The organism is Geodermatophilus sp. SYSU D01105, from assembly GCF_054050095.1.
Genome location: NZ_JBJGYR010000036.1, coordinates 1 through 13,824 on the forward strand (window position 1 = coordinate 1; position 13,824 = coordinate 13,824).

At 72.6% G+C, this 13,824-nt stretch carries 11 protein-coding genes; 8 read left to right on the forward strand and 3 right to left on the reverse strand.

What is annotated here, in order from left to right; genetic code table 11:
* Nucleotides 1-108: 108 nt before the first annotated feature.
* Nucleotides 109-2,403, reverse strand: a complete 2,295-nt coding sequence (locus ACI79I_RS23090) for a heterodisulfide reductase-related iron-sulfur binding cluster (RefSeq protein WP_456994686.1) — start codon at nt 2,401-2,403, stop codon at nt 109-111.
* Between the two features lie 440 nt (nt 2,404-2,843).
* On the opposite strand from ACI79I_RS23090, the gene dnaK reads away from it, so the two are divergent.
* The 7 genes from dnaK to ACI79I_RS23125 all read left to right on the forward strand — a co-directional run bounded on the left by dnaK (nt 2,844) and on the right by ACI79I_RS23125 (nt 9,866).
* Nucleotides 2,844-4,718 (forward strand): molecular chaperone DnaK, encoded by a 1,875-nt coding sequence (gene dnaK, locus ACI79I_RS23095; protein ID WP_456994688.1) that lies wholly within the window; start codon nt 2,844-2,846, stop codon nt 4,716-4,718.
* Complete coding sequence (gene grpE, locus ACI79I_RS23100) at nt 4,715-5,431, forward strand: nucleotide exchange factor GrpE (RefSeq protein ID WP_456994690.1); 717 nt, start codon at nt 4,715-4,717, stop codon at nt 5,429-5,431. The genes dnaK and grpE overlap by 4 nt, the downstream gene beginning before the upstream one ends.
* Before the next feature lie 19 nt (nt 5,432-5,450).
* Complete coding sequence (dnaJ, locus tag ACI79I_RS23105) at nt 5,451-6,647, forward strand: molecular chaperone DnaJ (protein ID WP_456994692.1); 1,197 nt, start codon at nt 5,451-5,453, stop codon at nt 6,645-6,647.
* On the forward strand, nt 6,644-7,102 hold the full coding sequence (locus ACI79I_RS23110; protein ID WP_456994694.1) for a heat shock protein transcriptional repressor HspR: 459 nt from the start codon (nt 6,644-6,646) through the stop codon (nt 7,100-7,102). Before dnaJ ends, ACI79I_RS23110 begins: the two co-directional genes overlap by 4 nt.
* Before the next feature lie 47 nt (nt 7,103-7,149).
* Nucleotides 7,150-7,641: a MarR family winged helix-turn-helix transcriptional regulator gene (locus ACI79I_RS23115; RefSeq protein ID WP_456994696.1), complete on the forward strand. Its 492-nt coding sequence runs from the start codon at nt 7,150-7,152 to the stop codon at nt 7,639-7,641.
* 105 nt (nt 7,642-7,746) lie between these two features.
* Entirely contained in the window at nt 7,747-8,220 is a 474-nt protein-coding gene (locus ACI79I_RS23120; protein WP_456994698.1) for a MarR family winged helix-turn-helix transcriptional regulator, read from the forward strand.
* A gap of 65 nt (nt 8,221-8,285) precedes the next feature.
* The gene (locus tag ACI79I_RS23125) at nt 8,286-9,866 is read left to right on the forward strand and encodes an MDR family MFS transporter (RefSeq protein WP_456994700.1); all 1,581 of its coding nucleotides are present in this window, start codon (nt 8,286-8,288) and stop codon (nt 9,864-9,866) included.
* Between the two features lie 74 nt (nt 9,867-9,940).
* Here the strand turns inward: ACI79I_RS23125 and ACI79I_RS23130 are convergent, their stop codons facing one another.
* Both ACI79I_RS23130 and ACI79I_RS23135 read right to left on the reverse strand, forming a co-directional pair.
* Complete coding sequence (locus ACI79I_RS23130) at nt 9,941-10,381, reverse strand: OsmC family peroxiredoxin (RefSeq protein ID WP_456994702.1); 441 nt, start codon at nt 10,379-10,381, stop codon at nt 9,941-9,943.
* A gap of 77 nt (nt 10,382-10,458) precedes the next feature.
* Nucleotides 10,459-10,902, reverse strand: a complete 444-nt coding sequence (locus ACI79I_RS23135; RefSeq protein WP_456994704.1) for a MarR family winged helix-turn-helix transcriptional regulator — start codon at nt 10,900-10,902, stop codon at nt 10,459-10,461.
* A gap of 202 nt (nt 10,903-11,104) precedes the next feature.
* Between ACI79I_RS23135 and clpB the strand changes: the two genes are divergently transcribed.
* Nucleotides 11,105-13,690, forward strand: a complete 2,586-nt coding sequence (gene clpB / locus ACI79I_RS23140) for an ATP-dependent chaperone ClpB (protein WP_456994706.1) — start codon at nt 11,105-11,107, stop codon at nt 13,688-13,690.
* Nucleotides 13,691-13,824: the final 134 nt, after the last annotated feature.

The window sequence follows — 13,824 nt, forward strand, 5'->3', positions numbered from 1 at the left end:
GGGGGGGCGGTGATCCGCAGGTGGAGCAGCACCGCGCCGTTCCACCGGGGAACGACGACGGCGCGCGTCCCTGGTCGGGACACGCGCCGTCGTCGGGTGCGGGGTGTCTCAGTTCGGCGCGCCGTGCTCCGTCGCCGCGGAGCCGGTGCCGGCTACGTCGTCGTCCGCGCGGCCGACGTCGGCGCCGGACTCGGTGCCGGGGGCGCCGACCGGCGCCAGCGACCGGAGCAGGAGCTGGCTGACGTCGAGCACCTCGACGTGCTCGCCGGCCTCGCCGTTCTGCTTCTTGGTGGTCAGCGCGTCGGACAGCATCGTGATGCAGAACGGGCACGCGGTGGAGATGACGTCGGGGTCGAGGTCGAGCGCCTCCTCGGTGCGCTCCATGTTGATCCGCTTGCCGATCTTCTCCTCCATCCACATGCGGGCACCGCCGGCGCCGCAGCAGAACCCGCGGTCCTTGCAGCGGTGCATCTCCTGCGTGGAGAGGCCCTGGACGGAGTCGAGGATCTCCCGCGGCGGCGTGTAGACCTTGTTGTGCCGGCCGAGGAAGCACGGGTCGTGGTAGGTGACCTTGCGGTCGATCGGCGTGACCGGCGTGAGCCGGCCCTCCTCCACCAGCTGGCCGAGCAGCTGCGTGTGGTGCACGACCTCGTAGTGGCCGCCGACCTGGGGGTACTCGCGGCCCAGCGAGTTGAAGCAGTGCGGGCAGGTGGTGACGATCTTCCGCATCCCCGGCACGCGACCCTCGAAGACGCCGTCCAGGGTGGCGACGTTCTCCTGGGCGAGCATCTGGAAGACGAACTCGTTGCCCATGCGGCGGGCCGGGTCGCCCGAGCAGGTCTCCCCGGAGCCGAGGACGGCGAACTCCACGCCGGCGGTGTGCAGCAGCTCGGCGACGGCCTTGGTGACCTTCTTGGCCCGGTCGTCGATGGCGCCGGCGCAGCCGACCCAGAACAGGTACTCGACCTCGTAGGGCAGCGGCCCGTCGGCCATCCGGACCTCGAAGTCCATCTCCTTGATCCAGTCCTCGCGGGTGCCGGCCTGGACGCCCCACGGGTTGCCGCGGTTCTCCAGGTTGCGCAGCATCACGCCCGCCTCGGACGGGAAGTTGGACTCGATGAGCACCTGGTAGCGGCGCATGTCCTCGATGTGGTCGATGTGCTCGATGTCGACCGGGCACTGCTCGACGCAGGCGCCGCAGTTGGTGCAGCTCCACAGGACGTCGGGGTCGATGACCCCGCCCTCCTCCAGCGTGCCGACCAGGGGGCGGTGGGCCTGGGCGTCGTTGGTGCCCTCGATGCGGGCGTACCCGGAGGCCCAGACCTGCTCGTCGCTGGGCTTGAGGACGTCGTAGTCCGGCGCGGTCTCGCTCGCGGTCTTCTCACCCAGCAGGTACGGGGCCTTGGCGTACAGGTGGTCCCGCAGGTCCATGACCACCATCTTCGGGCTGAGCGGCTTGCCCGTGTTCCACGCCGGACACTGGCTCTGGCACCGCCCGCACTCGGTGCAGGTGGTGAAGTCGAGCATCCCCTTCCAGGTGAAGTCCTCGATCTTGCCGCGACCGAAGACCGCGTCCTCGTCGGGGTCCTCGAAGTCGATGAGCTCGCCGCCGGAGGTCATCGGCTGCAGCGGGCCGAGTGCCGGGGCCCCGCTGGTGCCCTCGCGCTTGAAGTAGATGTTGAAGAACGCGCTGAACCGGTGCCAGGCGACGCCCATGTTGAGCAGCCGGGAGACGACGACCAGCCAGACCAGCGAGGCGACGATCTTGACGAACGCGATGACGCTGACCAGGTCGGGGCTGCTCGGGAACAGCGTCGACAGCGCGCTGGACACCGGGTGGGACCACGTCGGGGCCTCGACCAGGCCGGCGGCGATCTTGGCCGCGCGGATGCCCAGGATGCAGAGGCCGACGATGAGGACGATCGCCTCGACGAAGTAGCCGCGGCCCTCGTTCGAGCCGGCGAAGCGGCTGGCCCGGCCCTGCCGGCGCGGGTGGTCGAGCTGGCGCCGGACGATCAGATAGAGGATGCCCAGCACGGTGCCGGCGCCGATGACGTCGACGAACAGGTTCCACAGGCTCCACTCGCCGATCAGCGGCAGGTGGAAGGCCGGGTCCCAGACCTCGCCGAAGGCCTCGACGAGGGTGAGGAACAGGCCGTAGAAGCCGACGAACACGAACCAGTGGGCGACGCCGATCGCCGACCACTTGAGCATCCGGGTGTGCCCCAACGACTCCACGACCAGCGTCTTGAGCCGCGGGCCGACGGGCCGGGTGCGCGTGTGGTCCGGCTGCCCGGTCTTGATGATGCGGATCATCGCGCGCACCGCCCGGTAGGCGAAGACGATCGCGACGACCAGGAAGATGACGCTGATCGTCCCGAGGACGACCTGCAAGGGGCCCATCGAATTCCCTCCCGGACGCCGATCGGCGTCCGTTGATCCCCGCCCGCCGGCGCGGCGGGAGGGCGCTCACCGCCGATCGCACGATAGCTGTCGGGACCGCAGGCTACTCGCCGGTAACCCGTGCCGTCGGGGACGCGCGGCGGGCGTCCCCACCCGACCGCGCGGCGTGGTCGCCGGCCTCGCGGTGTGCGGCGTGTCTCGCGACGGCGCGGCGTGGCCGGCCATCGCGTGGGCACGAGGCGGTCGGCGGTCGAGGGGCGCCTGGCGGTCGGGGGCGCCCGGCCGGGCACGGGCGAACTCGACGGGGGGTCCGGGAACACTTCTGCCGGAGGTGCCGTTAGGCTGGGCAGGAAAGTTGAGTGGACCCCGCGCAAGGCGGGACCTCGACTCCCAGGACACCACAGGAACACCCCGGTACACACGGAAGAGAGGCCAGCTCCATGGCTCGAGCGGTCGGTATCGACCTCGGCACCACCAACTCCGTCGTCACCGTCCTCGAGGGCGGCGAGCCGACGGTCATCGCCAACTCCGAGGGTTCGCGCACCACCCCGTCCGTCGTCGCCTTCGCCAAGAACGGCGAGGTCCTCGTCGGGCAGTCGGCCAAGAACCAGGCGGTCACCAACGTCGACCGCACCATCCGGTCGGTCAAGCGGCACATGGGCACCGACTGGAAGTCGCCGGAGATCGACGGCAAGCGCTACACGCCGCAGGAGATCAGCGCCCGCATCCTGCAGAAGCTCAAGCGGGACGCCGAGACCTACCTGGGCGAGCCGGTGACCGACGCGGTCATCACCGTCCCGGCCTACTTCGAGGACGCCCAGCGCCAGGCCACCAAGGAGGCCGGTGAGATCGCGGGCCTCAACGTCCTGCGCATCGTCAACGAGCCGACCGCGGCCGCGCTGGCCTACGGCCTGGACAAGGGCGAGACCGAGCAGACGATCCTCGTCTTCGACCTCGGTGGTGGCACCTTCGACGTCTCCCTGCTGGAGATCGGCGAGGGCGTCATCGAGGTGAAGGCCACCGCCGGTGACAACCACCTCGGCGGTGACGACTGGGACGAGCGGATCGTCAAGCACCTGGTGCAGACGTTCAACGCCTCCAACGGCATCGACCTGTCCAAGGACAAGCTGGCCATGCAGCGGCTCCGTGAGGCCGCCGAGAAGGCCAAGATCGAGCTGTCCGGCGCGCAGTCGACCAACGTCAACCTGCCCTACATCACCGCCGGCGCCGAGGGCCCGCTGCACCTCGACGTCACGATGACCCGCGCCGAGTTCCAGCGGCTGACGCAGGACCTGCTCGACCGCACCAAGGCGCCGTTCAACCAGGCGATCCGCGACGCGGGCATCTCGGTCGGCCAGATCGACCACGTCGTCCTCGTGGGTGGCTCCACCCGCATGCCGGCCGTCACCGAGCTGGTGCGCGAGCTGACCGGCGGCAAGGAGCCCAACAAGGGCGTCAACCCCGACGAGGTCGTCGCCATCGGCGCCGCCCTGCAGGCCGGCGTCCTCAAGGGCGAGGTCAAGGACGTCCTGCTGCTCGACGTCACCCCGCTGTCCCTGGGCATCGAGACCAAGGGCGGGATCATGACCAAGCTCATCGAGCGCAACACCACGATCCCGACCAAGCGCTCGGAGATCTTCACGACGGCCGACGACAACCAGCCGTCCGTGCAGATCCAGGTCTTCCAGGGCGAGCGCGAGATGGCCGCCTACAACAAGAAGCTCGGCATGTTCGAGCTGACCGGTCTGCCGCCGGCGCCGCGCGGCGTCCCGCAGATCGAGGTGGCCTTCGACATCGACGCGAACGGCATCGTGCACGTGTCCGCCAAGGACCTCGGCACGGGCAAGGAGCAGTCGATGACCATCACCGGTGGGTCGGCCCTCCCCAAGGACGACATCGAGCGGATGATGCGCGACGCCGAGGCCCACGCCGAGGAGGACAAGCGCCGCCGCGAGGAGGCCGAGACCCGCAACCTGGCCGAGTCGCTGCAGTACCAGACCGAGAAGTTCCTGGCCGAGAACGGCGAGAAGATCCCGGCCGACAAGAAGGAGGAGCTCGGCGAGGCCCTGACCGAGCTGCGCTCGGCCCTCGGTGGCTCCGACATCGCCGCGATCAAGGCCGCGCAGGAGAAGGTCGCCCGCGTCTCCCAGGAGGTCGGCGGGGCGCTCTACGCCCAGCAGGCCGAGGCGCAGAACGCGGCCGGTGCGGCGGGTGCCGACGCGGGAACCCCGGGTGAGCCCGGCACGTCCGGTACGACGACGGACGACGACGTCGTCGACGCCGAGATCGTCGACGAGGACAACGACCGCCGATGACCGACAGGGAAGAGGAGCCGCGGGTCGTCATCCGCGACAAGCGGCGCATCGACCCGATCAGCGGCACCGTGCGGGAGCCGGCCGGCGAGCAGCCGGCCGGCGCCCGCGCGGGCGCACCCGGACCGACCTCGACCGCGCCCGGCCCGGCGCAAGGGGAGCAGATGAGCGAGCAGGACACCGTCACCGGCCAGCAGCCGGTGGCGGACGACGAGGTCAGCCGCCAGCTGGCGGAGCGGACCGAGGACCTCCAGCGGGTGACCGCCGAGTACGCCAACTACCGCCGGCGGGTGGATCGCGACCGCCAGCTGGTGGTCGACCAGGCCGCCGAGCGGTTCGCCGCGCAGCTGTTCCCGATCGTCGACGACATCGAGCGGGCACGTGACCACGGCGACCTGACCGGCGCCTTCAAGGTGGTCGCCGACCGCGTCCTGGGGCTGCTCGACGGCCTGGGCGTGGAGGCGTTCGGGAAGGCGGGCGACCCCTTCGACCCGTCCCTGCACGAGGCGGTCATGCACGACACCTCGGCCGAGGTCGACGTCCCCACGGCGACGACGGTGCTGCGGCAGGGTTTCCGCCGCGGCGACCGCGTGCTGCGGACGGCGATGGTGGCGGTCACCGACCCGGAGGCCGCGGCCCCCGCGGCCTCGCCCGACGGGGCGGCGGGAGAGGCGGCCCCGGCCGGTCCGGGCGACGGCGCGTCGGCGTCCGACTGAGGCAGGAAGGGGGCGCCCGATGAGCACCCGGGACTTCATCGAGAAGGACTACTACGCCGCTCTCGGCGTCTCCCAGGACGCCGACGCGGCAGCGATCAAGAAGGCGTACCGCCAGCTGGCGCGCGACCTCCACCCGGACAAGAACCCCGGCAACACCGAGGCCGAGGCCCGCTTCAAGGACGTCTCCGAGGCCTACGACGTGCTGTCGGACCCGAAGCGCCGGGCCGAGTACGACGAGGCCCGGCGGCTGTTCGGCGCCGGCGGGGCGGGTGCGCGGGCCGGTTTCCCCGGGGGCTTCCCCGGCGGGAGTGGCGGTGGCCAGCCCTTCGACCTCGGCGACCTGCTCGGGAACGCGGGCGGCGCGCGGGCCGGTGGACTCGGCGACCTGTTCGGCGGGCTGTTCGGCGGCGGTGGGGGAGCGGGCTCGGCCCGGGCCCGCAGCCAGGCCGCGTCCGGCCCGGCCCGCGGCCAGGACGTCGAGACCGAGGCGACCCTGTCGTTCGAGGAGGCCGTCCTCGGCGTGACCGTGCCGCTGCGGATGCAGAGCCCGGGCACCTGCCCGACCTGCGCCGGCAGCGGCGCGCGCCCCGGCACCTCGCCGCGCACCTGCCCGGTGTGCCAGGGGGCCGGCGTCACCAGCCGCAGCCAGGGCGCGTTCGCGTTCTCCGAGCCCTGCCGCAACTGCCGGGGCACCGGCACGGTGATCGACGACCCCTGCCCGACCTGCGCCGGCAACGGCGTGACCACCCAGACCCGCACCATCACCGTGCGGATCCCGGCCGGGGTCAAGGACGGCCAGCGCATCCGGCTGGCCGGCAAGGGGGCCCCGGGGCGGCGCGGTGGGCCGGCCGGGGACCTGTTCGTCGTCGTTCACGTGTCCGAGCACGAGCTGTTCGGCCGCAAGGGCAACGACCTCACGCTCACCGTGCCGATCACCTTCTCCGAGGCGACCCTCGGGACGACGCTGACCGTGCCCACCCTCGACGGGAACGTCTCCCTGAAGGTGCCGCCGGGTACCGCCAGCGGTCAGACGCTGCGCGTCCGCGGTCGCGGCGTGCCCGGCAAGGGGCGGGCCGGTGACCTGCTGGTCACCGTCGAGGTGGCCGTGCCCAAGCGGCTGTCGCCGGCGGCCGAGGACGCGGTCAAGGTGCTCGACTCCGAGCTCGGCGACCCACGGCCGCGGATCACCGCCGCGGTGAAGGGCGGTGCCCGGTGAGCGCGCCGGCCGACGCGGGCCGCGAGCGGCAGGAGGCCGGCCGGGCGGTGTCCGAGGACGCGCCGGTCTTCGTCATCTCCGTCGCCGCCGAGCTCGCCGGCATGCACGCGCAGACCCTGCGCCAGTACGACCGGCTGGGCCTGGTCCGCCCGGGCCGCACGCCCGGTGGCGGACGGCGCTACAGCCCGCGCGACGTCGCCCTCCTGCGGGAGGTCCAGCGCCTCTCGCAGGAGGACGGCGTCAACCTGGCCGGCATCAAGCGGATCATCGACCTCGAGTCGCAGGTGGAGGCGCTGCAGCAGCGGGTGCAGGAGCTGGTCACCGAGCTCGAGGTGGCCGAGGCCCGGCGGATCGCCGCCGAGACCGCCGTCCAGGCCGGGTACGGCCGCGACCTGGTGCCGCTGCGGCCCTCGACCTCGGCGCTGGTCGTCTGGCGTCCCCGGGGGGAGAGGTGACCGAGCGTGCGAGGCTCGGTGACGACGAGCGTCAGCGAGGAGGTGCCGTGACCGCCGTGGACCCGCACGAGGCCATCGTGCGCGTGGAGCGCGAGATCGGCCTGCTGCTGCGCCGCTCCCGTGCCATCTCCGCCCGGCTCTCGCGCGAGCTGCACCCGGACCTGGACGGCGCGGCCTACGGCCTACTCGCCCTGCTGTACGACACCGGTCCGCTGCGCGCCAGTGACCTCGTCGCCCGGCTCGGGCTGGACAAGAGCACGGTCAGCCGTCAGGTCGCCTCGCTGGTCGGCCTGGGCCTGGTGACCCGCGAGGCCGACCCCGCCGACGGTCGCGCGCAGGTGCTGCGCACCTCGGAGGAGGGCACGGCGCGGCTGACCCGCATCCGGGAGGCCCGGCGCGCCCGCTGGGAGGCCGACCTCGCCCACTGGCCGACCGAGGACGTCGCCACCCTCGGTGAGCTGCTGGGCCGGCTCAACCGCCTGGGCGAGGCGCGCGACGGCGCCGAGGCGCTGGACCGGGAGAGCGCCGCCCAGTCCTGACCGCTCTGCGCCGGCGGGGTGTTCCCTGCGCCACAGGAAGTTGCAAGTTGCAACCAACGAGATGTATGGTTGCAGTCTGCACACACCTATGTGGCGAGGGAACCCGTGCCCATCACCTCCGAGACCCGTGACCGGCTGACCGCCGGCCTGGCTCGCGTCGTCCGCAACGGGCGGCGCCTGAGCGCCCGCGTCGCCGACGGCGTCTCCGGTGACCTGCCGTCCTACGGCTGGGCGCTGCTCGTGCCCCTGGAGCAGGACGGCGAGCAGCGCTGCAGCGCCCTGGCGGCGCGTGCGGGCATCGACGTCTCGGTGGCCAGCCGGCAGCTGGCCGTCCTGGAGCGCTCCGGCTACGTGGAGCGCCGTCCCGACCCGGCCGACGGCCGGGCGACCCTGCTGCACCTCACCGACGCCGGTGCTGCCGCCCTCGCGGGCACCCGCGCGGTGCGCGCCCAGTGGGCCACGACCGCGCTGGCCGACTGGGACGAGCGCGACGCCCGGCAGCTGAGCGGGTTCCTCGAGCGCCTCGCCGCCGACCTCGAGCGGTCGGCGGCCGCGGCCTCCCGCCGGGCCGTGTCGTGACCGGCCCCGTCCCCGCCACCGGCGGCGCGCCGTCGCTGCCCCACCTCCAACCGTCCAGGAGAACCGTGACCAGCACCCTCGACCGCCCCGCCGTCGAGACCGCCCCCGCCGAGCAGCAGGGGCGGATGTCCCACCGGCAGATCCTCGAGGCGCTCTCGGGGATGTTGCTGGCGATGTTCGTGGCGTTCCTGTCCTCGACCGTCGTCTCCAACGCCCTGCCGACGATCATCACCGACCTGCGCGGCACCCAGGGGCAGTACACCTGGGTGGTCACGGCGACCCTGCTGGCGAGCACCGCCAGCACGCCGATCTGGGGCAAGCTCGGCGACCTGTTCAGCAAGAAGCTGCTCATCCAGATCTCGATCGTGGTCTTCATCGCCGGCTCGATGCTGGCCGGCCTGGCCCAGTCGGTGGACACGCTCATCGCCTGGCGTGTCCTGCAGGGGCTCGGGCTCGGCGGCATCCAGGCGCTGGTGCAGATCGCGATGGCCGCGATGATCAGCCCCCGCGAGCGTGGCCGGTACTCCGGCCTCATCGGCGCGGTGATGGCCGTGGCGACCGTCGGCGGCCCGCTCATCGGCGGCGTCCTGGTCGACACCGACTGGCTGGGCTGGCGGTCGGTGTTCTACGTCGGCGTGCCGTTCGCGGCCGTCGCGCTGGTCCTGCTCCAGCGGACGCTGCACCTGCCGGTCACCAAGCGCGCGGTCCGCATCGACCATCTGGGCGCGACCTTCCTGACCGCCGGCGTCTCCGCGCTGCTCATCTGGGTCACCCTGGCCGGCGGCACCTTCGCCTGGTGGTCGGTCGAGACGGCGCTGTTCGTGGGCGGCGGGGTGCTGGCGATCGCGGCCTTCGTCGTCACCGAGCTGCGGGCCGCGGAGCCGATCGTCCCGCTGCGGCTGTTCCGCGACCGGACGACGACCCTGGCGATCGTCGCCAGCATCGCGATCGGTGTGGCGATGTTCGGCTCGTCGGTCTTCCTCGGGCAGTACCTGCAGATCTCCCGCGGCTACTCGCCCACGGCCGCCGGCCTGCTCACCATCCCGATGGTGGCCGGGCTGCTGCTCTCCTCGACCGTCTCGGGCATCCTCATCACCCGCTCCGGCCGGTGGAAGCGCTTCCTGGTCGCCGGCTCGCTGCTGGTGGTCGCCGGGTTCGGGCTGCTCGCCACCATCGACCACGAGACCGACATGGTGCTCCTGGGCGTCTTCCTCTTCGTGCTCGGCGTCGGCATCGGCATGACGATGCAGAACCTCGTGCTGGCGGTGCAGAACACCGTCGCGGCCCGCGACCTCGGTGCGGCCAGCTCGGCGGTGGCCTTCTTCCGCAGCCTCGGCGGCACGATCGGTGTCTCGGTCCTCGGTGCGGTGCTCAGCACCCGCGTCGGTGACCTGATCGCCCAGGGCCTGACCGGCGTCCCCGGTGCCGCGCCCGCCGCCGCGTCCGGGGAGGTGGGCCTGGCCGACCTCGCCGACGCCCCGCCGGCGATCCGGACGCTGATCCAGGTCTCCTACGGCGACGCGACCGGCCGGATCTTCCTCATCTCCGCCGTCCTCGCGGTGGTGGCGGTGCTGGCCATCCTCCTCATCCGCGAGGTGGCGCTGCGCACCGAGAGCGGTGACGAGCGGCTGCGCGCCGGCCGCTGACCCGCGTACGACGAGCGGCGGCCCGTCCCCCCGGGGACGGGCCGCCGTCGTCCGTGGACCTCCAGGGTCCTGCCTCAGCTCTCCAGGGCGGCGTCCAGCGTCATCTCCTCCACGCCGGCCAGGGCCTTGCTCACCGGGCAGCCGACCTTGGCCGCCTGGGCGGCCTTCTCGAAGCCGGCGGCGTCGAGGCCGTCGACCTCGCCGCGCACGGTCAGCCGGATGGTCGTGATGGTCGGCGCGCCGTCCTTCTGGCCGAGCGTGACGTCGGCCGACACCTCGAGGGACTGCGGCGTGCCGCCGGCCTTGCCGATCTCGTTGGACAGCGCCATCGCGAAGCAGGCCGAGTGGGCCGCGGCGATGAGCTCCTCCGGACTGGTGGTGCCCCCGGCCTCCTCGGCCGTGCGCTTCGGGAACGACACCTCGTAGGTGCCGACCTTCGAGCTGGACAGCTCGACCTGACCGGACCCCTCCTGCAGGGTGCCGTTCCACGCGGTGCGGGCAGTGCGGGTGGGCATGCGATCTCCTCCGTCTCGTGCTCCTACGGAGGTCGCCCTACCCCGGTCGGTTGCGCGCAACCTCCGCGGACGTCGTGTCAGTCGCGGGTGACCCGCTCGGTGACCAGCTGCAGCTTGGCCCGGAGGTCGGCGAACTCCTCGCGGTCGAGGTCGAGGGCGCAGATGATCTCCCCCGAGATGGCCTCGGCCTCGTCACGCAGCTCCCGGCCCGCGTCGGTGAGCGCGATCGAGACCGAGCGCTCGTCCTCCACGCGCCGGTGGCGGGTCACCAGGCCGGCGGCCGTGAGCCGCTTGAGCAGCGGGGAGAGCGTGCCGCTGTCCAGGGACAGGCGTGCGCCGAGCTGCCCGACGGTCTGGTTGTCGGTCTCCCAGAGCAGCATCATGACGAGGTACTGGGGGTAGGTCAGCCCGATCGCGTCGAGGAGCGGACGGTAGCGCGCCGTCATCGCCCGGGAGGCGGCGTAGAGCGCGAAGCACAGCTGGTCCTCGAGGACAGCGCTCGGTGCCGGCAGTCGGGTCACGCCCCGCAGTCTAGGCCGCCCTCCGGGGGCGCTACCGGGGGTTGCCCCTGTGACGTCCTCGATCGGGCGAGGTCGTCCGGCTCTTGCGGCGAGGACACGCAGCGAGGTTGAGTGGAACAGACTCAACTCCACGTACGTTGGACGAGGCGACAACCCCGGCCGGATCCCCGGCCGCTCCCGGAGAGGACCGTCCCCACCGACCATGCAGAGCAAGCTCACCACCCGTTCGCAGGAGGCGATCGCGGCCGCGCAGCGGCTGGCGGTCGACCGCGGTCAGGCGGCCCTGGAGCCGCTGCACCTGCTCGTCGCCCTCCTCGAGCAGACCGACGGCGTCGCCGGCCCCCTGCTCAAGGCCGTGGGAGCCGACGCTGCCGACGTCCGCGCGAAGGCCGAGGCCGCGATCCGGCGGATGCCCAGCGTCAGCGGTGCGACCGTGCCGGCCCCCTCGCCGTCGCGCGAGCTGCTGCGCGTGCTCAACGCCGCCGGCGAGCAGGCCAGTGCCCTCGGCGACGAGTACGTCTCCACCGAGCACCTCCTGGTCGGCCTCGCGGAGGTCGAGGGGGAGGCCGCCGCGGTGCTGAAGAGCGCCGGCGCCACCCGCGACGCGCTCCTAGCCGCCTTCCGCACCGTGCGCGGCAACCGCAAGGTCACCACCGCCGACCCGGAGAGCACCTTCCAGGCGCTGGAGAAGTACGCCGTCGACCTCACCCAGCGCGCCCGCGAGGGCAAGATCGACCCGGTCGTCGGCCGCGACACCGAGATCCGCCGGGTGGTCCAGGTGCTGTCCCGGCGCACCAAGAACAACCCGGTGCTCATCGGCGAGCCGGGCGTCGGCAAGACCGCGATCGTCGAGGGCCTCGCCCAGCGCATCGTGGCCGGCGACGTCCCGGAGAGCCTCAAGGGCAAGCGGCTCATGGCGCTGGACCTGGCGAGCATGGTCGCCGGCGCCAAGTACCGCGGTGAGTTCGAGGAGCGGCTGAAGGCCGTCCTGCAGGAGATCACCGAGTCCGAGGGCGAGGTCATCACCTTCATCGACGAGCTGCACACCATCGTCGGTGCGGGCGCGACCGGCGACTCCGCGATGGACGCCGGCAACATGATTAAGCCGATGCTGGCCCGCGGCGAGCTGCGGATGGTCGGCGCGACGACGCTCGACGAGTACCGCGAGCACATCGAGAAGGACCCCGCGCTCGAGCGGCGCTTCCAGCAGGTCTTCGTCGGCGAGCCCAGCGTCGAGGACACCATCGGCATCCTCCGTGGCCTCAAGGAGCGCTACGAGGTGCACCACGGTGTCCGGATCACCGACGCCGCGATCGTGGCCGCCGCGACCCTGTCGGACCGGTACGTCACAGCCCGGTTCCTCCCGGACAAGGCCATCGACCTGGTCGACGAGGCCGCGAGCCGGCTGCGCATGGAGATCGACAGCCGGCCGGTCGAGGTCGACGAGGTCGAGCGCGCCGTCCGCCGGCTGGAGATCGAGGAGATGGCGCTGGCCAAGGAGGACGACCCCTCCTCGGTCGAGCGGCTGGTCGCCCTGCGGGCGGACCTGGCCGACAAGCGCGAGCAGCTCGCCGAGCTGACCGCGCGCTGGCAGCAGGACAAGAACGCGATCGTCCGCATCCAGCAGATCAAGGAGGAGCTCGAGCGCGCCCGGCAGGAGGCCGAGCGGGCCGAGCGGGACGGCGAGCTGGCCACGGTCGCCGAGCTGCGCTACGGCCGGCTCCCGCAGCTGGAGAAGGCGCTCACCGAGGCCGAGGCCTCGGTGGAGACCGGTGACTCCATGCTCAAGGAGGAGGTCGGCCCCGACGACATCGCCGAGGTCGTCCAGTCCTGGACCGGCATCCCCGCGGGCCGGCTGCTCGAGGGCGAGACCCAGAAGCTGCTGCGCATGGAGGACGAGCTCGGCCGGCGGGTCGTCGGTCAGCCCGACGCCGTCCGGGCGGTCTCCGATGCCGTGCGTCGCGCGCGCTCCGGCGTGTCCGACCCCGACCGGCCCACCGGGTCGTTCCTGTTCCTCGGCCCCACCGGCGTGGGCAAGACCGAGCTGGCCAAGGCGCTGGCGGAGTTCCTGTTCGACGACGAGCGGGCGATGGTCCGCATCGACATGAGCGAGTACTCCGAGAAGCACTCGGTGGCCCGGCTGGTCGGCGCCCCGCCCGGCTACGTCGGCTACGAGGCCGGCGGGCAGCTCACCGAGGCGGTGCGGCGGCGGCCCTACACCGTCGTCCTGCTCGACGAGGTGGAGAAGGCCCACCCGGACGTCTTCGACGTCCTGCTGCAGGTCCTCGACGACGGCCGGCTCACCGACGGCCAGGGCCGGACGGTGGACTTCCGCAACACCATCCTGATCCTGACGTCGAACCTGGGGTCGCAGATCATCGCCGACCAGTCGCTCCCCGAGGAGCGGCGCCGGGAGGGCGTCCTCGACGTCGTGCGGGTGCACTTCAAGCCGGAGTTCCTCAACCGGCTCGACGACGTCGTGGTCTTCCGCGCGCTGGGCAGCGAGGAGCTGGCCGGCATCGTCGACATCCAGGTCGGCGTGCTCGCCCGCCGGCTGGCGGCGCGCCGGCTGACCCTGCGGGTCACCGACGCCGCCCGGGAGTGGCTGGCCATCAACGGGTTCGACCCGGTCTACGGCGCCCGGCCGCTGCGCCGGCTGGTCCAGTCGGCCATCGGCGACCAGTTGGCCAAGGCGCTGCTGTCCGGCGAGATCCGGGACGGCGACGAGGTCGTCGTCGACGCGCCGGAGGACCTCTCCGTCGACGGGCTGACCGTCTCCCGCGGCTGAGAGGACCCCGTCCTCCTCACCGCTCGCAAGCTCGCGGCGAGCCTCTGGACGGGGCCGCCGTGGCAGCTGCAGGGGGCCGACTGGGCCCGTCGTCCCTCCCCGGGACGGCGGGCCCGAGGCCATCCCGGGCCTCC